Annotated in this window: 16 protein-coding genes; 10 read left to right on the plus strand and 6 right to left on the minus strand. The window is 56.7% G+C overall.

Annotated elements, in window-relative coordinates; genetic code table 11:
* Positions 1-470: 470 nt before the first annotated feature.
* From Q1B15_RS13555 to yghX, 4 genes are all read right to left on the minus strand, one after another.
* The gene (locus Q1B15_RS13555; RefSeq protein WP_299754417.1) at positions 471-932 is read right to left on the minus strand and encodes a hypothetical protein; all 462 of its coding nucleotides are present in this window, start codon (positions 930-932) and stop codon (positions 471-473) included.
* An 11-nt stretch (positions 933-943) separates the two neighbouring features.
* A complete protein-coding gene (locus tag Q1B15_RS13560; protein WP_299754419.1) occupies positions 944-1,315 on the minus strand; it encodes a hypothetical protein in 372 nt (123 codons plus the stop codon).
* A gap of 624 nt (positions 1,316-1,939) precedes the next feature.
* A complete protein-coding gene (dnaE, locus tag Q1B15_RS13565; protein WP_299754420.1) occupies positions 1,940-5,452 on the minus strand; it encodes a DNA polymerase III subunit alpha in 3,513 nt (1,170 codons plus the stop codon).
* Positions 5,453-5,556: 104 nt separating this feature from the next.
* Entirely contained in the window at positions 5,557-6,444 is an 888-nt protein-coding gene (gene yghX / locus Q1B15_RS13570) for a YghX family hydrolase (RefSeq protein ID WP_299754422.1), read from the minus strand.
* Positions 6,445-6,668: 224 nt separating this feature from the next.
* On the opposite strand from yghX, the gene Q1B15_RS13575 reads away from it, so the two are divergent.
* The 10 genes from Q1B15_RS13575 to Q1B15_RS13620 all read left to right on the plus strand — a co-directional run bounded on the left by Q1B15_RS13575 (position 6,669) and on the right by Q1B15_RS13620 (position 18,657).
* Complete coding sequence (locus Q1B15_RS13575; RefSeq protein WP_299754424.1) at positions 6,669-8,024, plus strand: xanthine dehydrogenase small subunit; 1,356 nt, start codon at positions 6,669-6,671, stop codon at positions 8,022-8,024.
* Entirely contained in the window at positions 8,021-10,363 is a 2,343-nt protein-coding gene (gene xdhB, locus Q1B15_RS13580; RefSeq protein WP_299754426.1) for a xanthine dehydrogenase molybdopterin binding subunit, read from the plus strand. The genes Q1B15_RS13575 and xdhB overlap by 4 nt, the downstream gene beginning before the upstream one ends.
* Positions 10,360-11,295, plus strand: coding sequence for a xanthine dehydrogenase accessory protein XdhC (xdhC, locus tag Q1B15_RS13585; RefSeq protein ID WP_299754428.1), 936 nt, complete (start codon positions 10,360-10,362; stop codon positions 11,293-11,295). Before xdhB ends, xdhC begins: the two co-directional genes overlap by 4 nt.
* Positions 11,292-12,824, plus strand: coding sequence for an ABC transporter ATP-binding protein (locus tag Q1B15_RS13590; protein ID WP_299754430.1), 1,533 nt, complete (start codon positions 11,292-11,294; stop codon positions 12,822-12,824). The genes xdhC and Q1B15_RS13590 overlap by 4 nt, the downstream gene beginning before the upstream one ends.
* The gene (locus Q1B15_RS13595) at positions 12,824-13,909 is read left to right on the plus strand and encodes an ABC transporter permease (RefSeq protein WP_299754461.1); all 1,086 of its coding nucleotides are present in this window, start codon (positions 12,824-12,826) and stop codon (positions 13,907-13,909) included. The genes Q1B15_RS13590 and Q1B15_RS13595 overlap by 1 nt, the downstream gene beginning before the upstream one ends.
* Positions 13,910-14,015: 106 nt before the next feature.
* Positions 14,016-14,945: an ABC transporter permease gene (locus tag Q1B15_RS13600; protein WP_299754432.1), complete on the plus strand. Its 930-nt coding sequence runs from the start codon at positions 14,016-14,018 to the stop codon at positions 14,943-14,945.
* Positions 14,946-14,976: 31 nt separating this feature from the next.
* Complete coding sequence (locus Q1B15_RS13605; protein ID WP_299754434.1) at positions 14,977-16,056, plus strand: BMP family ABC transporter substrate-binding protein; 1,080 nt, start codon at positions 14,977-14,979, stop codon at positions 16,054-16,056.
* A gap of 95 nt (positions 16,057-16,151) precedes the next feature.
* Positions 16,152-17,078 (plus strand): aldo/keto reductase, encoded by a 927-nt coding sequence (locus tag Q1B15_RS13610; protein ID WP_299754436.1) that lies wholly within the window; start codon positions 16,152-16,154, stop codon positions 17,076-17,078.
* Positions 17,079-17,152: 74 nt separating this feature from the next.
* Complete coding sequence (locus Q1B15_RS13615) at positions 17,153-17,596, plus strand: MarR family transcriptional regulator (protein WP_299754438.1); 444 nt, start codon at positions 17,153-17,155, stop codon at positions 17,594-17,596.
* On the plus strand, positions 17,593-18,657 hold the full coding sequence (locus Q1B15_RS13620; RefSeq protein ID WP_299754440.1) for an FAD-dependent oxidoreductase: 1,065 nt from the start codon (positions 17,593-17,595) through the stop codon (positions 18,655-18,657). Before Q1B15_RS13615 ends, Q1B15_RS13620 begins: the two co-directional genes overlap by 4 nt.
* 3 nt (positions 18,658-18,660) lie before the next feature.
* Here the strand turns inward: Q1B15_RS13620 and Q1B15_RS13625 are convergent, their stop codons facing one another.
* Together Q1B15_RS13625 and pyrF are read right to left on the minus strand one after the other, a co-directional pair.
* Positions 18,661-19,302, minus strand: coding sequence for a Hint domain-containing protein (locus Q1B15_RS13625; protein WP_299754443.1), 642 nt, complete (start codon positions 19,300-19,302; stop codon positions 18,661-18,663).
* A 205-nt stretch (positions 19,303-19,507) separates the two neighbouring features.
* The gene (gene pyrF / locus Q1B15_RS13630; protein WP_299754445.1) at positions 19,508-20,227 is read right to left on the minus strand and encodes an orotidine-5'-phosphate decarboxylase; all 720 of its coding nucleotides are present in this window, start codon (positions 20,225-20,227) and stop codon (positions 19,508-19,510) included.
* Positions 20,228-20,284 lie beyond the last annotated feature (57 nt).

Raw genomic sequence — 20,284 nt, forward strand, 5'->3', positions numbered from 1 at the left:
CACACAGCCTCCGGACAAAGGCGACATCAGACCTTTTCAGGCAAGCGGGAACATGGACTTTGGTGCATCTCTTGGGCGCCAAAACATTATAAAAAATACATGAATATCAAATTCCTACTGCCCGTCGGCAGTTTTGTTATCCATGATACAACGGCAGGCGTCGATACAGATTTTTGACCGACCTTTAAAGTGTGATTGAGTAATTGACTCAACGCGTGGCTACGCGTTGATTAAACGGCTAATGATTGGAAGTTCAGACGTCAGACCTTCGACCTTGCGGGACCTATGAGTTCTGGGTCTAGTTCCGCGTGACGACCCTGATCTGTCGATAAATGCCGGGGACGATAAAGGGAATGGCCTTTACGGCTGGAGCAAGCGTCGCGCCCAGGTCCTCTTGGGCAATATCGAAGGGTGAGTTGCGATAACTCCCTCGTTGGGTTTCATCCCACTAACCCAAAATAGGCTTCGAACTACAAAGTGTGGTCCCTCAAATTGGTTTTGTACTTCTTCTTCTGTGCTTCGGTCCAACCAGCCTTAGCTCGCTTCCATGGTTTGCCATCATCGTCCAAGTAGGCAACCCTATTTGAACGCTTTATGCCTGTACTCTTGGACTTAGATCCGCCGAACAACTCCTCAATCGATACGCCAAGCTCTTTGGCCTTCTCTTTCAGAATGCTTCTAGCGTTTTTTACTCTCTCAGCTTCCTTACGAGCTCGGACCAACTGAGCTTCTTCGATAAGGACAATCAGCTCTTCTTCCTTCATGCTCTCCAAGATTTTGAGTGCTTCTGCCCAGTTCTTTTCTAGATGCTTTCGGTCGACTGCCATGTCATTTCTCCTCGTTGGCTTTCTTAGCGTTACAGCTATTTCCTTAAAGGATAGAGTAACCAAGAGACCCTTTTTTGCATCAGCCCCCATATGGTACACAGACAAGGAGGTTTCCTTTACATGGTATGGTTTTTCAAGTTGGCTTTGTATTTCTTCTTCTGTGCGTCCGTCCAACCATTCTTAGCACGCTTCCAAGGCTTACCATCATCGTCTAGATAGCTCACTGTTTCCTGACGTTTTGCACTTTGGTTCTTAGTCTTTGATTTAGAAGGGCCATCCTCATTGTGTGAGAACTCATTGGCCATTTGACGTAGCTTAGTTAGCAGTTCTTCAGCTTCGTCGTGAAAGTTGGCATCTCTGACCTTCTTTACAAGTTGCTGAACCCTTGGCTTCATCTCTTCCACAAGTTCATCAATCTCAGATTTTGCCTTGGTGCGAACCTCAGATATAATCTCTGACCAGTCACGTTCTTGTTCCTGTTTAGCCATGTCGTTCCTCCACATTAAATTGGATAGCCTTCTTCCTTGCGTTACAGTTAGTGAAGCAATGACCATGCAGCAAGAACAATGAAGTGAGACTATCGCTTTGGATCAAGTTGTGTAATTTAAATATATTTGACAAAACAATGATTTAACTGGGATCTATTGCTGGTCGTGTCAATCATAATCTTTTTCAAGCCATAGGGTTAGGGCAAAAAGGCATAACTGAGAGCCCGTAGAGTTAATACGAGTGCCGCCCAGATTACGACCCCTCGCACTAACTTTGACTGCCCTTTCAATATGAGTGGATGTCCGAGTAGGTAGATACCGAGACCGATTGCACTGGCGGACAGGGCATCGTGTGCCAGATTCAATTCCATACGATATTTCCTTGAAGTTGATACTTGAATGTCTAGCCCGTACGCCGCGATGATAACTTTGATCTAACTCAAGGCGAACGAATGCCTGCGGTGCTAGCATAGGCTCATTCCCCCAAGGAAGGCTTCATCCCGAAGCAAGCATACTGACCCCGTGATCATCAGATCGCGGGGTTTTCTTTGTGAGTACCTGGGACAGATCGCGCCACTACGCGTGTTGTGTCAAACAGCCCGCATCAAACGAAATTTTTACAGATCAGATGTCCTCGATCAGAACGACGCCCGGCAACGACTTCAGTGCGCCCTTGATCTGAGCCGAAACCGGCCAGCCATCCCCGATCGACACCGAGACATCCTGCGGCGCGCCCGGCAACGGCACAGAAAGCGCCGTCAGGATAATCTCGCCCCGGGATCGGATCGATTTATCGTCCTTGAACCGCTCCAGAACCGATTGCACCATGGGCACGGCAACTTCGTCGTCGATCATCACGTTCAGACCGGCCGTGGCGGCGTCCACAATTCCGTCAATTGGGGCCGCAGACCGGGCAATTGGGTCGAACTGACCCTCGTTAAAGCGCGCCTCAAGGGTCATCACGACCTGCGTGGTCTGCTCGAAGACTTTGCGCATCGTCTCGAAGTCATCGGGGAACAAGGCCATGCCCGATACCTGCCCGGTCGGGTCTGAGATGTTCATCCGGAAAAAACGTGTGCCGCGCCCGGATTTTCGTTCTTGCAAGGCCGAAATAACCACCCCAACCCGCGCGATGGCGGCACCTTCGGCCTCGGCCTTCGCTTGCAAGTCGGCAAGGGTTATCAATCCTTTGCGCTTCAGCGCCGGCGCATAGTCATCCAGGGGGTGCCCAGACAAATAAAACCCGATTGCAGTCTGCTCCTCGACCAACCGCTCGTTCGGCAACCAGTCGTCGACGGGCGACAGGCGCGGCTCGGGTAGGTCATCGCCAGCTTCCCCAAACAGTGATACCTGAGCGCTGGCACGTTGCTCATGAACAGCCGCCGAATAGGCCGCCAAGGGGTCCAAAGACTGGAATATCCGCCGCCGGTTCGGGTCCAGCTGATCAAAAGCGCCGGCGCGCGCAAGCATCTCCAAAGGCCGCTTGCCCACCCGTTTTAATTCCACACGCCGTGCAAGGTCGAAGACATTTACAAACGGCTTGTCGCCGCGTGCGCCGACGATCAACCGCATCGCCTCGACGCCAACGTTCTTCAGCGCCCCAAGCGCGTAGACCAGCTTCTGTTCGCCCACCGTAAACGTCGCCTGGCTGCGGTTCACACAGGGCGGGATGATCTCAATCTTAAGCCCGCGCCGCACCTCGTTGGCGTAAACATCAAGCTTTTCGGTCAGATGCAGATCGCAATTCATCACACCCGCCATGAATTCGACAGGATGGTTCGCCTTCAGCCAAGCTGTTTGATAACTGACGACCGCATAGGCGGCAGCGTGGGATTTGTTGAAGCCGTAGTTGGCGAACTTATCGAGAAGGTTCCAGACCTCCATCGCCTTCTTTTTATCGACGCCATTTTTGGCTGACCCCTCAAGGAATTTTGGACGCTCAGCGTCCATTGCTTCCTGAATTTTCTTGCCCATGGCGCGCCGCAACAAGTCCGCGCCTCCGAGCGTATATCCCGCCATCTCCTGCGCGATCTGCATCACCTGTTCCTGATAAACGATGATGCCTTGGGTCTCGTCCAGAATGTGATCAATCGACGGATGCAGCCGCTCGCGTTCGGCGCGGGCGTTCTTCACGTCGCAATACTGCGGGATGTTCTCCATCGGTCCGGGGCGATAGAGCGCTACAAGCGCCACGATGTCCTCGATACAGGTGGGCCGCATGCGCCGAAGCGCATCCATCATCCCCGAGCTTTCCACCTGAAAAACCGCAACCGTGCGCGCCTTGGCGTAAAGCTCGTAGCTCTTTTCATCATCCAGCGGGATCATGCCAATATCGTTCTCGGTCCCGGAGTCCGGCTCATAAAGTCTCGTGCCATCCGCCGCGACATCCAGTGTTCGGCCACTGGCAAGAATTTGATCAATCGCGTTTTGAATGACCGTCAGCGTCTTCAGCCCGAGAAAGTCAAACTTGACCAAACCGGCCTGCTCGACCCACTTCATATTGAACTGTGTTGCCGGCATTTCGGACCGTGGATCGCGGTAAAGCGGCACCAGTTGATCCAAGGGCCGGTCGCCAATCACTACGCCTGCCGCGTGGGTCGAGGCATTTCGCAATAGCCCTTCAACCTGCTGGCCATAATCCAACAGCCGCGCGACGATCTCCTCGGCCTTCGCCTCTTCGCGCAGACGCGGCTCGTCGGCCAAGGCCTTCTCAATCGAAACTGGCTTCACACCTTCAACCGGGATCAGCTTGGACAGCCGATCAACCTGCCCGTAAGGCATCTGCAATACGCGGCCCACGTCGCGCACAGCGGCCTTCGACAAAAGCGCACCAAAGGTGATGATCTGCCCTACCTTGTCGCGGCCATATTTCTCCTGCACATAACGGATCACCTCTTCGCGGCGTTCCATACAGAAGTCGATGTCAAAATCCGGCATCGAGACACGCTCGGGGTTCAGAAACCGCTCAAACAGCAGCGAATACCGTAAGGGATCAAGGTCGGTGATCGTTAGCGCATAGGCGACCAATGAACCCGCACCCGACCCCCGGCCCGGACCCACCGGAATGTGTTGATCTTTCGCCCATTTGATGAAATCGGCAACGATCAGAAAATAACCGGGGAAGCCCATCCCCTCGATGATCCCAAGCTCAAACTCCAGCCGCTTTTCATACTCTTCAACCGGCGCCACTGCCTCGATCACTGCAAGACGATCTTTCAACCCGGCAAACGACTGGCGACGGAGTTCTTCAATTTCATTATCGGCGAATTTCGGCAGGATCGGATCGTGTTTCTCGACGGCAAAACCACAGCGCCTCGCAATCTCAACGGTGTTCTCCAATGCCTCAGGCAGGTCGGCGAACAACGTCGCCATCTCGGCGGGTGTCTTGAAATAGTGTTGCGGCGTCAGGCGACGGCGGGGGGCTTGCTGATCAACATATGCGCCGTCGGCAATACAGATCAGCGCGTCATGCGCCGCGTACATCTTCTGATCTAAGAAATAGACGTCATTGGTCGCGACAATCGGCAAATTCATTGCATAGGCCATCGCGATCTGAGGCGCTTCGGTCAGCTTCTCGGCTTCCGGTGCTTGCCCGGTTTCCGTCGGGTGTCGCTGTAACTCCACATATAGCCTGTCGCCAAACGTTGCGGCCAACCGGGTCATCAAAGCCTCGGCTTTCGGCTGTTGCCCTGCGCGCAGCAAACGCCCGACAGGCCCGTCCGGCCCGCCAGTCAGACAAATTAACCCTTCGGAATACTCGGCCAAATCGTCCAGCGTCACATGTGGCCAATCCGCTTCACGCAGATACAAAGCCGAATTTAGCTTCATAAGACACTCATATCCGGCCCGCGTTTGCGCTAGCAAAACAATCGGCGCTGGGCGCACAGGCTTTTCCCCCGTGGCAGGGGTCACGTAGGCCAGATCAACCTGACATCCGACAATCGGCTGGATGCCCGCGCCAAGTGCCGACACAGAAAACTCCAACGCCGCGAACATGTTGTTCGTATCAGTCACTGCCACAGCGGGCATTCCGGCCTTGTCGCAAAGCCCGGGCAGCTTTTTCAGACGCATCGCTCCTTCAAGAAGCGAGTATTCTGTATGGAGGCGAAGATGAATGAATCGGGGTTGAGTGCTCATGGAGCCACCTTAAGAATCCGTGACGCCCAGCGAAAGATCGAAGTGACCACTTGTGCCAAAAAACGCCTCGCCGACTGGACGAGGCGTCTTTGCAAACGTGTGGCTCAGGTCAGGTGCTGAGTGAACCAGCCGATGGTGCGATCCCAGGATAACCCCGCCATCGCTTCGTCGTAACGCGGAGTCGAATCGTTGTGAAACCCGTGGTTGGCGTTTGGATAGATATGTGCCTCGTAGTTCTTGCTGTTTGCCTTCAGCGCGGCCTCATAATCTGGCCAGCCTGCATTGATGCGCTCGTCCAATTCCCCGTAGTGCAGCAAAAGCGGCGCCTGAATTTTAGGCACGTCCTCAACGGACGCCTGCCGCCCGTAATAAGGCGCCGATGCTCCCATCTCAGGGAAGGCCACCGCCAGCGCGTTGCAAACGCCGCCACCATAACAAAACCCGACCGCACCGACCTTGCCGGTGGAATCATCTCGGTTCAGCAGGTGTTCGAAGCCGTTGAAGAAGTCGTTCATCAACTGCGTCCCGTCGACCGTCCGCTGCAGGTCCCGTCCTTCGGCATCATTGCCCGGATACCCGCCAACCGACGTCAGACCATCCGGTGCCAGTGCCAGGAAGCCTGCCTTCGCTACCCGACGTGCCACGTCCTCGATATAAGGGTTCAGTCCACGGTTCTCGTGGATAACGAGTACCGCAGGCAGTTTCGCGGGCGCATCCGCCGGTTTCACCAAATAGCCGCGCACATCGCCCGTGCCGCCTGGCGATGGGTAGGTAATATACTCTGGCACAATCTCGGGGTCATTGAACGAAACCTGCTCGGCCAGCGCATAATCTGGGCTCAGCATTCCAAGCAACGCCGTCGCCGTCAGTCCGCCAATCGCGTATGTACCGGCGCGGTCTAAAAATTGGCGCTTGGTTATCTTGCCGTGGGCGTAAAAGTCATAGAGGTCTAAAAGTTCCTGATCGAAGTCCTTCGCAGTCATACGGTTCATTGAAAATCTCCATGGTGGACACGGGCGGCAGGATATCCACCCATCCAAAAGATAAACTAATCGGGCCAACGTCCAACTAGAATAATGTGCCAGTGCAGCTTTTGCTTGCAAAATATGCGCTGCGGCGGTCTCAATGGGCATAAGACTAAAAGCGCGTGCTCTCTACGCCGCATCGACGGCGCGCAAATACCTTTTGATCTTTGGGTAAGGCGGCTGGATTTCAAATGACGATTAAGTTTTCTCTGAACGGGGAAACGGTTGAGGTGGATGTTCCGCCGACCACTTCGCTTCTGGATTGGCTGCGCGAGGAACGCGGGCTGACCGGAACGAAAGAAGGTTGCAACGAGGGCGATTGTGGTGCCTGCACTGTCATGGTCACCGGAGACGACGGTGCGCGCGCCCTCAACGCCTGTATTCTGTTCGTTCCGCAACTGCACGGCAAAGCGGTGCGCACCGTTGAAGGAATCGCGGGTTCCGACGGCACCCTGCATCCGGTCCAGCAGGCCATGATTGAAAAGCACGGCAGTCAATGCGGGTTTTGCACGCCGGGTTTTGTCGTCTCGATGGCCGTGGGGCATCTTCAGGGTCGCACGGACCACGACGATGTGCTCGCGGGAAACCTTTGTCGTTGCACTGGATACGCCCCAATTGTGCGCGCAGCCGAAGCGTCCGCAGATGCGCCGGTTCCGACCTGGATGCGCGACACACCCGTTGACGCCGCCCCGCTTGGCTTCGCGCCGGAAACCACGGATGCGCTGGCCGACTGGTACGAAGCGCACCCCGATGGCACATTGATCGCTGGCGCCACTGACGTCGGTCTCTGGATAACCAAACAGCTTCGCGACCTTGGCGATATCGCTTTCCTGAACCGTTGCCGCGATCTTCAAAAGATCGAAGTCGAAGATACAACTATTCGGATAGGCGCCGGGGTCACGATGGCCGATCTCATGCCGATATTGCGCGAACATCATCCTTCTTATGCCGAAATGGTACGCCGCTACGGATCCGAACAAGTCCGTCAGGCCGCGACGATCGGCGGCAACATCGCAAACGGCTCGCCCATCGGAGACAATCCACCGGCCCTCATCGCCCTGGATGCGACGCTTCATTTACGCAAAGGCAGCGCGCAACGCTCCATTCGCATCGAGGACTTCTTCATTGAGTACGGCAAGCAGGACCGCACGCCAGGGGAGTTTGTCGAAGCCGTAACGATCCCTAGTGCCGCGCCCAATCTGCGGTGCTACAAGTTGTCCAAGCGCTTTGATCAGGACATTTCCGCTGTCTGCGGTTGCTTCAATCTCACTATTGAGAACGACGTGATCACAGCGGCCCGGATCGCATTCGGAGGCATGGCAGGGGTTCCAAAGCGTGCCGCCAAGGTCGAAGCAGCTCTTCTCGGTCAATCGCTGTCAGAAGACACTGTTCGCACTGTTTTGCCCATCTTTAGTGACGATTTCTCACCATTAAGCGACATGCGCGCGAGTGCGGAATATCGCCTCAGGACCGCGCAAAACCTTTTGCTCAGATATCTCCATGAACTTTCTGGCCAAACCGTCTCAGTTCTGGAGGTTTCGCCATGAGTGTCGCAAAATCCCTCCCGCACGATGCCGCCGCACTTCATGTGACAGGGCAGGCGCGTTACGTCGATGACATCCCCTTGCCAAAGGGCGCATTGCACCTGGCGTTTGGCGTTTCGCACATCGCGCATGGCCGCATGTCTTCGGTCGATCTTGCGGCTGTCCGCGCGGCTTCCGGTGTGGTCGCGGTCCTCACGGCGGACGATCTGCCCTTCCACAACGACGTCTCCCCTTCTCCAAGCCCGGAACCTCTTCTGGCGGTCGATACGGTCCACTTTGTCGGACAACCTATTTTCCTTGTGATCGCGACCAGCCATCTTGCCGCCCGAAAGGCTGCGAGGCTGGGCAAAATCGAGATCGAAGCCCTTCCGCCGATCCTCACCATAGACGAGGCAATCGACGCCAAGTCGCATTTTGAGGATGGACCTCGCATTTACGAAAAAGGCGACGCGGAAAACGCAATCGCCTCTGCCGTGCAATCCTTAGAGGGCTCAATCGACATCGGCGCGCAGGAACACTTCTATCTCGAGGGTCAGGCCGCCGCCGCTTTGCCGCAGGAGGGCGGTGATATGGTGGTCTATTCGTCGACCCAGCACCCGACAGAAATCCAGCACAAAGTAGCCGAAGCGCTGGGCAAACCCATGAATGCCGTGCGTTGTGAAATACGTCGGATGGGCGGAGGTTTTGGTGGAAAAGAAAGCCAAGGCAACCACTTAGCCGTTTCTTGCGCAGTCGCCGCTGCGTTGACGGGGCGGCCCTGCACGATGCGCTACGACCGCGACGACGATATGATGATCACCGGTAAACGCCACGATTTCCGCATTGACTACCGGGTAGGCCACGACGCCGAGGGGCGTATTTCGGGCATCGATTTCCTTCAACTCTGCCGCTGCGGCTGGTCGATGGATTTGTCGTTGCCGGTTGCTGACCGCGCCATGCTTCATGCAGACAATGCCTATCATATCCCGAATATGCGCATTGAATCGCACCGGCTGAAGACAAACACCCAATCGGGCACCGCGTTTCGCGGGTTTGGTGGACCACAAGGTATGCTGGGGATCGAGCGTGTTCTTGACCATGTCGCCCATGCCGTGGGCCGAGACCCGATCGACGTGCGTCGCCTGAACTACTACCGCGCCGCCGCGCCCACGGGCGCCGGAACCGGCAAACGCATTGGCGGAGAGCATTCTCCCAACGCCGAAGACCTCGCCGTGCAGACGACGCCCTATCACATGCCGGTCGAAGACTTCATTCTGCACGAGTTGACCGCGCAGCTTATCGAAACCAGTGACTATAAAGGGCGAAAAGCCGCGATTTCCGAATGGAATGCGAAGAACCCGACCCTTAAAAAGGGGATCGCTTTCAGCCCGGTCAAGTTCGGGATCAGTTTTACCCTGACGCATCTCAATCAAGCCGGGGCATTGGTGCACGTCTATCAGGACGGCTCGATCCACTTGAACCATGGCGGCACCGAGATGGGGCAGGGTTTGTTCCAGAAAGTCGCTCAGGTCGCGGCAGCGCGATTTGGCGTTGATGTTTCAAGGGTCAAAATCACTGCGACAGATACTGGAAAAGTGCCAAATACCTCGGCCACCGCCGCGTCGTCCGGCTCAGATCTGAACGGAATGGCGGTAAAGGTCGCCTGCGATAAGATTCGGGACCGTTTGGCTGAATTCGTGGCGCAACGTGCCCAAACGGATGTCGCTAACGTGCGGTTTGAGAATGGCATGGTGCATGTCTGCAGTGAAAGTCTGCCCTTTGAGGACGTCATCAGCGATGCCTACATGAACCGCGTCAGCCTATCGGCCACCGGATTCTATAAGACCCCAAAAATCGTGTGGGACCGCATCAAAGGCGAAGGTCGCCCGTTCTTCTATTTCGCTTATGGGGCTGCCATGACCGAAGTCGTTATAGACACTCTTACGGGGGAAAACCGGATTTTGCGGGCCGATATCCTGCATGATGCCGGCGCGTCTTTGAACCCCGCTCTGGACATCGGGCAAGTAGAAGGCGGCTATGTACAGGGTGCGGGCTGGCTCACCACCGAGGAACTTATCTGGGATAACAAGGGCCGGCTGCGCACGCACGCGCCGTCGACTTATAAGATCCCCGCGTGCTCGGATCGTCCGGACATATTCAATGTTGGGCTTTGGGAGGGCGAAAACCGTGAGGAGACGATCTATCGCTCGAAAGCGGTGGGCGAGCCGCCGCTGATGCTTGGTATTTCGGCTTTTCTGGCACTTTCAGACGCGGTTGCTGCCTGTGGCGAAACCTACCCCGATCTTGAGGCCCCCGCAACGGCCGAGCACATCATTGAAGCGGTCGAGAGGGTGCGCTCATGACATTCTCGCCAGGCGATATCCGCCGCCTTGCACCGGTCGCCCGCGTGGTCGTCGCCTCAACGCAAGGCTCTGTTCCCCGCGAGGTGGGGGCGTCTATGCTTGTGACAGCGAACACCGTCGAAGGCACCATCGGCGGCGGCGCTTTGGAATTCGAGGCCATAAAGACGGCGCGCGAGGCGCTTGCCGCCGGCACTGATCGAATGGACCGAAAGCCACTTGGCCCATCGCTGGGCCAATGCTGCGGTGGCGCGGTCTCTGTCTTGACCGAAATCTGGGACGAAAACCGGCTGAATGCTCTTATTAGTGACATGATTGCGCGACCATTGCCCGGCACAACAACCGAAATGCCGCTCTCTGTGCAGCGTATTTTGGCAGACCATCGGGCCAAAGGCATCGCGCCGCGTGCGGGCGTCGTATCCGGGTGGATGGTCGAGCCGCTGACCCGCCCGAACCGCGCTATCTGGGTTTGGGGCGCGGGCCATGTCGGGCGCGCGATCGTTTCGGTTTTGGGCCCCTTGCCTGACCTTGGTTTGGTCTGGATCGACAGCGCCCACGACCGGTTCCCAGCTGATATCCCGCACGGGGTAAAGACTCTGATTGCCGAAAATCCGACCGATCTTGCCTCGCTTGCCCCGTCCCATGCAGAGCACCTTGTTTTGACCTACAGCCATGCGCTTGATCTTGAACTGTGCCACCGCATTCTTGGAGGGGCCTTTGGGCGTCTTGGGCTTATCGGATCGGCCACCAAACGCGCGCGGTTCCAGTCTAGATTGCGGGTTTTGGGGCACTCAACCGCCCAAATTGACCGCATGGATTGCCCCATCGGGGATCCTGCCTTGGGCAAACACCCGCAAGCGATTGCACTTGGGGTGGCGACGAACATCCTGAATACAGGGGAAAAGGGGATACAGATGATCGGTAAGCACGCGTGACGGCTCTTTTGTCCGTTCAGGGTCTACGCAAGGCCTATCCAGGTGTTGTCGCAAACGATGACGTCTCTTTCACGGTTGGAAAAGGCGAGGTTCACGCGCTTTTGGGCGAAAACGGCGCAGGAAAGTCGACCCTGGTTAAGATGGTTTACGGCCTGGTTAAGCCCGACGAGGGCCAGATGACTTTCAACGGCGACAGCTATACACCAGGCAGCCCACACGAGGCCCGTTCCACTGGCGTCGCGATGGTGTTTCAGCACTTTTCGTTGTTCGAAGCACTTGATGTGGCGGAAAACGTCGCGCTTGGTATGGAAAACCCGCCGCCAATGCGGGAGCTGGCTGCCAGCATCCGCGAGGTCTCCGAGACCTACGGCCTGCCGCTTGATCCGACGCGATTGGTGGGTGATCTCTCCGCGGGTGAACGCCAAAGGGTTGAGATCATTCGCTGTCTTTTACAGGACCCTAAGCTTTTGATCATGGACGAGCCGACGTCTGTCCTCACTCCGCAAGAGGTCGATATTCTGTTCGAGACGCTGCGCAAGCTGCAGGCAGAAGGCACCTCAATCCTCTATATTAGTCACAAACTCGAGGAGATCCGCTCTCTTTGCGATGGAGCGACCATTCTGCGGTTGGGTAAAGTTGTTGGGTCGTGCGATCCCCGCGACAAGTCCGCGCGCGAGTTGGCCGAGATGATGGTCGGCACGGAACTGAAAACGCCAACCTCTACCCGACACGCGCTTGGAGACGTGCTGCTGACGCTGAAAAATCTGTCTGTGAAATCGCCGAACCCTTTCGGAACATCCTTGAAAGATGTTTCGTTCGATGTCCGCGAAGGCGAAGTCCTTGGAATTGGCGGGGTGGCGGGCAACGGCCAGGATGAACTTCTTGGCGCGCTTTCGGGCGAGCTATTAACCACCTCAGACGCTGTCCAGTTAAAGGGCCAGGCCATCGGCCACCTCGGCCCGAACCAGCGCCGCGAATTGGGCGTGCTGGCCGCCCCGGAAGAACGCCTTGGTCACGCCGCCGCTCCTGACATGAGCCTTGTGGAAAACGCGGCCCTGTCGGGTTGGGTGCGCATGGGTATGGTGAAAAACGGCTTCATCGATTGGTCCAAAGCCCGCAGTTTTGCCGAGAAAGTCATCGCTGACTACGATGTTCGCACGCCATCATCTGCAAATGCCGCGCGCGCGCTTTCGGGCGGAAATCTGCAAAAATTCGTTATCGGACGTGAAATTCTACAAGATCCGGATATCCTTGTGGTGAACCAGCCGACCTGGGGCGTTGACGCAAGTGCTGCGGCTTCGATCCGGCAGGCGATACTTGATCTGGCGGCAGGTGGCGCTGCTGTCGTTTGCATCAGTCAGGATCTCGATGAGCTTATGGAAATCTCGAACCGGTTTGCCGCCCTCAACGAAGGTCGCCTCAGCGAGCCACGGCCTGCCCAGGGCCTTACAATCGAAGAAATTGGTTTGATGATGGGCGGCGCACACGGCATGGAAGTTGCCCATATCCACGAAGCGGAGGGCGCATGATGGTTCGTCTGGAAAAACGCCCGACGCCCTCCAGGAAGTGGGCCTACCTGACGCCACCCATCGCGGTCATCGCCACAATGATCGCAGGTGGCATCCTGTTTGCCTTCCTTGGGAAAGACCCCGTTGTGGCGATCCGCACAATCTTCTGGGACCCGGTTTTTGGCGAATTCGCGTTCTACTATCGCGGGCAACTTCTGGTCAAAGCCGGCCCACTGATCCTGATCGCGATTGGCCTGTCGCTTGGCTTTAAGGCGGGCATCTGGAACATCGGCGCAGAAGGCCAATATATCATGGGCGCAATCTTTGGCGCCGCCGTTGGCCTTGCGTTTTACCCAATGGAAGCGCGCTGGCTGATCTTCCCGCTGATGATCATCGCAGGCGCGCTTGGCGGCCTTCTCTGGGCGATGATCCCCGGCATCCTGAAGACCCGCTTCAACACCAACGAAATCCTCGTCTCGCTCCTTTTGGTCTATGTCGCCGAAGCGATCCTTGCGTCTATGTCACTTGGCTTGCTGCGAAACCCTGAAGGCCAGGGCTTCCCGGGGTCCCGAAACTTGCGCCAATATGAAAGCGCGGCGAACAATGAATTGATTGCCGGTTGGGGCATGCATTGGGGCGTCGTCGCGGCCTTCATCGCGGTGATTTTTGCCTACATCCTGCTTAGTCGTCACATCATGGGCTTCAATATCCGCCTGACCGGAGAAAGTCCTCGCGCCGCCCGTTTTGCGGGCGTGAACCCGAACAGATTGATTCTGTTCTGCCTCGGCCTGTCCGGCGCATTGGCAGGCCTCGCCGGTATGTTCGAGGTCGCAGGCCCGGCCGGTCAGATCAGCATCGACTTCAACGTGGGCTACGGCTTTACGGCCATCATCGTGGCCTTTCTGGGCCGTCTTCACCCGATAGGCATATTGCTTGCGGGTTTATTGATGGCGCTCACGTATATTGGCGGCGAAGCGGCCCAGGCCTCTCTCGGCCTTCCTGCAGCCGCGATTCAGGCGTTTCAGGGCATGCTTTTGTTCTTCCTCCTGGCATTCGACGTCCTCACGAACTTCAAAGTCCGCTTCGGCCGGGAGGCTGCAGCATGAGGCCAGCACTTCTGATCTTCGCGGACACCGCCCCGGCGCTGGGGGTTGTCGCCGCGTCTATTGCCGGACACACCTTTGATCCGGCAACGATACTGGAGCTTGTCTAATGGATCTTTCAATCAACCCGATCCTGCTTGTCGCCTCGCTTATGGTCGCGTCCACCCCGATCCTGTTGGCAGCCATTGGCGAGATGGTCGTCGAAAAAGCGGGGGTTCTGAACCTTGGTGTAGAGGGCATGATGATCGTTGGAGCGATCTGCGGTTTCGCCATCGCGGTCGAAACGGGGTCGCCCGCCATTGGCTTTCTCGCTGCTGCTATCGGAGGCGCGGCCTTGTCGATGCTGTTTGGTTTCCTGACGCAATACCTTTTGACCAATCAAGTGGCGACGGGCCTTGCACTCACCTTGTTCGGCCTCGGTCTTTCAAGCCTCATGGGGCAAAGCTATGTGGGCATCAAGCCGCCCTCAACGCCCAAACTTGATATCCCGTTGCTTGGCGATATCCCGGTGCTTGGACCGATGATCTTCAGCCACGACCTGATGGTCTATGTCTCGCTGGCCATCATTGTAGCCGTCTGGGCGTTCCTTAAATACACGCGCGGAGGGCTGATCCTGCGCGCGGTCGGTGAAAGCCACGATGCGGCTCACGCTCTTGGATACAACGTGATTTTTGTGCGTCTCAGCGCAATCGCCTTCGGAGGTGCCTGTGCTGGATTGGGCGGCGCTTACCTAAGTCTTGTGCGCGTCCCACAATGGACCGAAGGCATGACGGCAGGTTCAGGTTGGATCGCGCTTGCCATCGTCGTGTTTGCATCCTGGAGAGCGGGTCGCGTTCTTTTGGGTGCCTATCTTTTCGGCGGCATCACAGTTTTGCAGCTGAACTTGCAGGCCGCGGGCGTCGCAATTCCTGTGGAACTCTTGTCCATGTCGCCATACCTGATAACCATCCTTGTGCTGGTCATAATCTCGTCCGATCGAAACCGTGCGGCGCTTAATGCGCCGGCGTCGCTAGGACGGGCCTTTCATGCCTCACACTGAGGCACTTGTTACACTTAATGGGGAGTTACTTATGAAAAAACGTACATTTCTGCTGACGGGGGTTGCCGCTGCTGCGATTGCTTCCGCCGCTTTTGCTGACGGTCATGAACCGCTCAAAGTTGGATTTATTTTCGTGGGCCCGGTCGGCGACGGTGGCTGGACGTATGAGCACAACCAAGGCCGTCTCGCCGTCGAAGAGCACTTCGGCGACAAAGTCGAAACCGTATTTCAGGAAAACGTGCCCGAAGGCGCGGATGCCGAGCGCGCAATGACGCAAATGGCGCTGCAAGGCGCTGACCTGATCTTCACCACATCGTTTGGCTATATGGACCCGACGATCGCTGTGGCCGAGAAATTTCCGAACGTGAAGTTCGAGCACGCCACTGGCTACAAGCGCGCCGACAACGTCTCGACCTATTCCGCACGATTCTACGAAGGCCGCGCCATTCAGGGTCACATCGCGGGCAAAATGACTAAGACGAACAAAGTCGGCTACATCGCGTCTTTCCCAATCCCGGAAGTCATCCGAGGCATCAATTCGGCCTACTTGCACGCCAGCAAAGTAAACCCTGACGTCGAGTTTTCAGTCGTCTGGGCCTACACTTGGTTTGATCCGGCAAAAGAAGCGGACGCAGCCAAGGCGCTGATCGAAAACGGCGCCGATGTGATCCTTCAGCACACCGACTCGACCGCACCTCAGGCGGCTGCAGCGGATGCCGGCAGCGTCATCACCTTCGGTCAGGCCTCCGACATGGCCGAATATGCGCCGCTGCCGCGCGTTTCGTCGATCATCGACAATTGGGCACCCTACTATATCCAGCGCGTTCAGGCTGTCATGGACGGCACTTGGGAAAGCGTTGACACATGGGACGGGATCGGCCCGGGCATGGTTGGTATCGGTGAGATCACCGACGCGGTTCCTGCTGATGTAAAGGCGGAAGCAGAAGCCCTGCGTGACGCGATTGCTGCCGGAGAATACTACCCATTCACCGGTCCGATCAACAAGCAGGACGGCACGGTCTGGCTTCCTGATGGCGAAGTCGCAGATGATGGTACTCTGGCCGGTATGAACTTCTATATCGAAGGCATGAACGGCGAAATTCCTAACTAATTTCAGGGAATTCGGATAGCGAAGGCCGCCGTCTGGCGGCCTTTCATTTTTAGCCTCCGGCGGAGGTATTTGGCAAAGGGTGAATGGAGATATCAATGCGTACAATTTCTGGAAAAGACGCTTCAAGTTTCAGCTTTGGAACAATGCAATTTGGCGCAAAGGCCAGCGAAACTGACAGTGCTGAGATGTACGCTGCCTGCCGCGCAGCAGGGATCAACTTCTTCGATACGGCGCATGCTTACACCGGCGGGCACTCAGAACGCATTTTGGGTGAATTGGCTGCCGGCGAGCGTGACGATGTCTTCATCGCGACGAAGTGTGCGGGGACAGTTGTCGCCAAACCTGACGTCATCCGCGCCGAATTTGACGAAAGCCGCAAACGCCTGGGCATGGACACGGTTGACCTTCTCTATCTCCACCGCTGGGACCCGGACACGCCGCTTGAGGAAACCTATTCTGTCATGGCCGAATGGGTCAAAGAAGGATCGGTCCGTCATGTTGGCGTTTCTAACTATTCGGCCTGGCAGGTCATGAAGGCGCGACAATTGGCTCAGTCCATGGGGATCGATATTCACGTCATTCAGCCAATGTATAACTTGGTGAAACGGCAGGTAGAGGTCGAGATTTTGCCGATGGCTATATCAGAAGGTTTCGCCGTCTGCCCTTATTCCCCGCTTGGTGGTGGGCTTCTTACCGGCAAATATGCGGGTGGGACTGGTGGGCGTCTGAAAGACGACCCGATGTACAACAAGCGGTATGGCACGGCTTGGATGTATGAAACCGCAGAGGGGCTTTCGCGCCTGGCGGGCGAAGCGGGGATTGATCCGGCGACCTTGGCCGTCTCCTGGGTGGCGCGGCATGAAGGTGTTCATGGACCGATCATTTCTGCGCGCTCGGCCGAACAGCTTGCGCCGTCATTGGCCGCGGTCTCGTACAAGATGGATGCGGGGCTTTATGGAGAGATATCAAAGCTCTCACCGACCCCTCCGCCTGCCACGGATCGTCTGGAGGAGGCTGGCTAAGGCATTCTTTGCCGCAAGAGCGGTTTGAATGGAATTTGGTAATTCGAAAGTAATACTGTAAGTTTGAGAGCCCTATGGATTTAAACGACCCACATCACGGGCCTATCGCCGATCTGATCGCGCAGGCGCGGCGCGTGTCGCGTGTTTGGTCCGGACTGTCTTCTGAACCCGACAGCGTGATGACAAGTGCCGAGCGGGATGTGCTGGATTTCCTTGTCTTCGAGGGGGCGGCCACAGTCCCGAACATTGCCAGAAACCGTGGCGTCTCGCGCCAGCACATTCAAAAGCGCGCCGATGCCTTGGTAGAAAAAGGGTTTGCAGATTTTGCGGATAATCCTGCTCACAAATCCTCGAAATTGCTTGAGGCCACGATTGCAGGTGAGCGCGCGCATGCGACTGCGTCCCGTGGCGAAGCCGACGTCCTTCAACAGCTTTCGGGCAAAATTGATCCCAAAGATATCGCAACCGCACGCGCCGTGTTTACGACCCTTGCTAAAGCTATCGAACAACACGAATGACCCGCATTCTGGTCATTGGTGGCGGCATCGCCGGTGTGTCTGTCGCAGCGAAACTTGCCCCCGACGCTGACGTCACGCTTTTGGAAACCGAAGCGGCTCTTGGCACCCATGCCAGCGGACGATCCGCTGCCTTGTTTGAAGAGAACTACGGCACGCCAACGACCTGCGTTCTGAACCGCGCATCCAGAAGCGAACACGAAAGACGCGGTGTTCTCAGCCCGCGCGGCCTGATGATCGTAGCGAAGGACAGCGACAGGGCGCAGTTTGAAACTGACCTGATCGCCATGTCTATGGACGAAATCACGGTTGCGGATGCCCTTGCCCGCGTCCCGATCCTAAACCGTGACATCACCCGTGCGGCGATCCATGAAGATGCGCATGACATCGATACCGACAAGCTGCTTCAGGGATTTGCCAAAGATGCGCGCGCGAGTGGCGCAAATATCGCGACCAGACAGAAAGTCATCGCTATTGAGCGGTCCACCACATGGCAGGTGCGGACGCAGGGTCAATCGTTCGAAGCTGATATCTTGGTGAATGCCGCCGGGGCTTGGGCCGATCAAATCGCTGAAATGGCCGGTGTTGCAAGGATCGGTCTTCAGCCCAACCGGCGCTCCATGGCCCGTCTTCCAGCGCCGGATGGCCGTGATGTTGGCCGCTGGCCGATGATCATTGGACCCGGCGAAAGCTGGTATGCGAAGCCCGACGCCGGGGGATGGATTGTGTCTCCGGCGGAAGAACATCCGATTGAACCGATGGATGCCTGGCCGGACGACATGGTCCTTGCAGAAGGCCTTGATCGGTATCAGAAATATGTAACAAGCCCCGTGACGCGCGTGGAAACCTCATGGGCTGGACTTCGCACGTTTTCTCCGGATCGCGCCCTTGTCATCGGCGAGGATCTTGATGTGTCTGGATTTTTCTGGTGCGCGGGCCAGGGCGGGTACGGCATTCAAAGCGCGCCTGCCGCGTCTGCATGTCTTGCCGATTTGGTGGCGAGGCGCACGCCCTCTTTGCCCGCCGAAACGGTCGACGGCCTTAGCCCTGCAAGATTTCGCTAAGTCTTAGGCGTAGTCGGGAATGTAAGAGACGCGCTCGCGCATTTTGTAGCGCGGCGCAGGGTAGTCGGTAAATTTCGGCCCCAGTTCGGGAAAAATCTTCTTAAGATCATCGCAGACAGCGCGCGGCGTTTCTTTCAGATTAGCCGTCGTCGGCGAGAAACTTTCTACGGGTAGTCCGTTTGCACAAAATACCTGATGCTCGTCGAAGACAATATTGTAGTAGGTCACTTCGTCCGGTGCACGGTCTACGTAGATACTGTCGTTCAGGTCGGAAATATCGCGGGCCGGGACAAGACATGCTTCGTTGTCTGCCTCGCCTTCAAGGCGCCAGCCAGGGATCAAGAGCCGATGCGCAGGTGCAACCGAAAGATCGCGTTGCGGCATCATTGGACCAATGGCGCGCGTGCGCAAAACGATGGGGGCAAGCGACGGGTCTGCGGCAATTTCTGCTGCGGTGACGGTGCGCGTCCAGACCATACGGACCGGCCGCAATCCATTGTCGCGCGTGACGATCAGATCACCGGCGCGCAAGAACTCGACCCGCCTTGGGCCGCAGGGCGTGCGCAGATTTGCACCAGCACATAAACCGGCCACACTGGTTTTACTGACCTTTTCGGCCTTCGATATTCTGGCAGCCATCGTCATCTAGACGTTCCTTCCGCAGCACGGATCTTTGTTGTCACCACCCAAGGGTCCAAATGTGACCAGATTAGGGACAGGTCATGGTGAATCCGGGATTGCTGGAGACATGAGGCCGTTTTTTGTTTCCAGATTATCAACAATATGCGCAGATAGCCGTATATAGTCAGCAAAATGCGATCAACAGTCGATCAGGCCGGCGAAAATTTGGTCAGTGAATTCTGTTTGGCGTCTGGCCCTGCATTTCAGCCACAATCGCCTCAGCCGCAGTCTTTGGATCACCCGCGCGATAAATGGGTCGCCCGACAACCACATGGTCAGCGCCTGCGGCAATTGCTTCGGCGGGTGTCATGACGCGCTTTTGGTCTCCAAGATCCGCCCCGGCAGGGCGCACGCCCGGGGTCACAATCAAACGTCCCTCGGCTTCTGGCAAAGCGCGGATCAGACTTGCTTCCAAAGGCGACGCGATGACGCCATGAGCGCCTGCATCAAATGCCCGTCCAGCGCGTTCCTGTACCAGATCAGGGATGTTGCCCGCACGAATTTGCGCCGCATCAAGATCATCGCGATCCAGCGACGTCAGCACAGTTACTGCAAGGATTTTCAGATCACTCCCACTGGCCCCTTCCCGAGCGGCACGCACCACATGCGGATCGCCATGCACCGTCAGGAAATCCAGATTGTACTGGGCCAGCCCCCGCACCGCGGCCTCAACTGTCGCACCAATATCGAACAGTTTCAGGTCCATGAAAATGCGCTTGCCCTGCTCGTCCTTAAGCTCGGCCGCAAGGCCCATCCCGCCTCCGGTCAGCATTCCCAGACCGATCTTATAAAACGACACGGCGTCGCCAAGTCTTTCGGCAAGGTTCAGCCCGTCCAGTGCATTCGGCACATCAAGGGCAACGATCAGGCGGTCATCGGCGTGAGTCATTTCAACGAATTAGCCTGCCAATCCGACAAGGGCAAGTAAGCGCACAAAAACATATAA

The organism is uncultured Boseongicola sp. (assembly GCF_937988555.1).
In the GTDB taxonomy this organism is placed as follows: domain Bacteria; phylum Pseudomonadota; class Alphaproteobacteria; order Rhodobacterales; family Rhodobacteraceae; genus Boseongicola.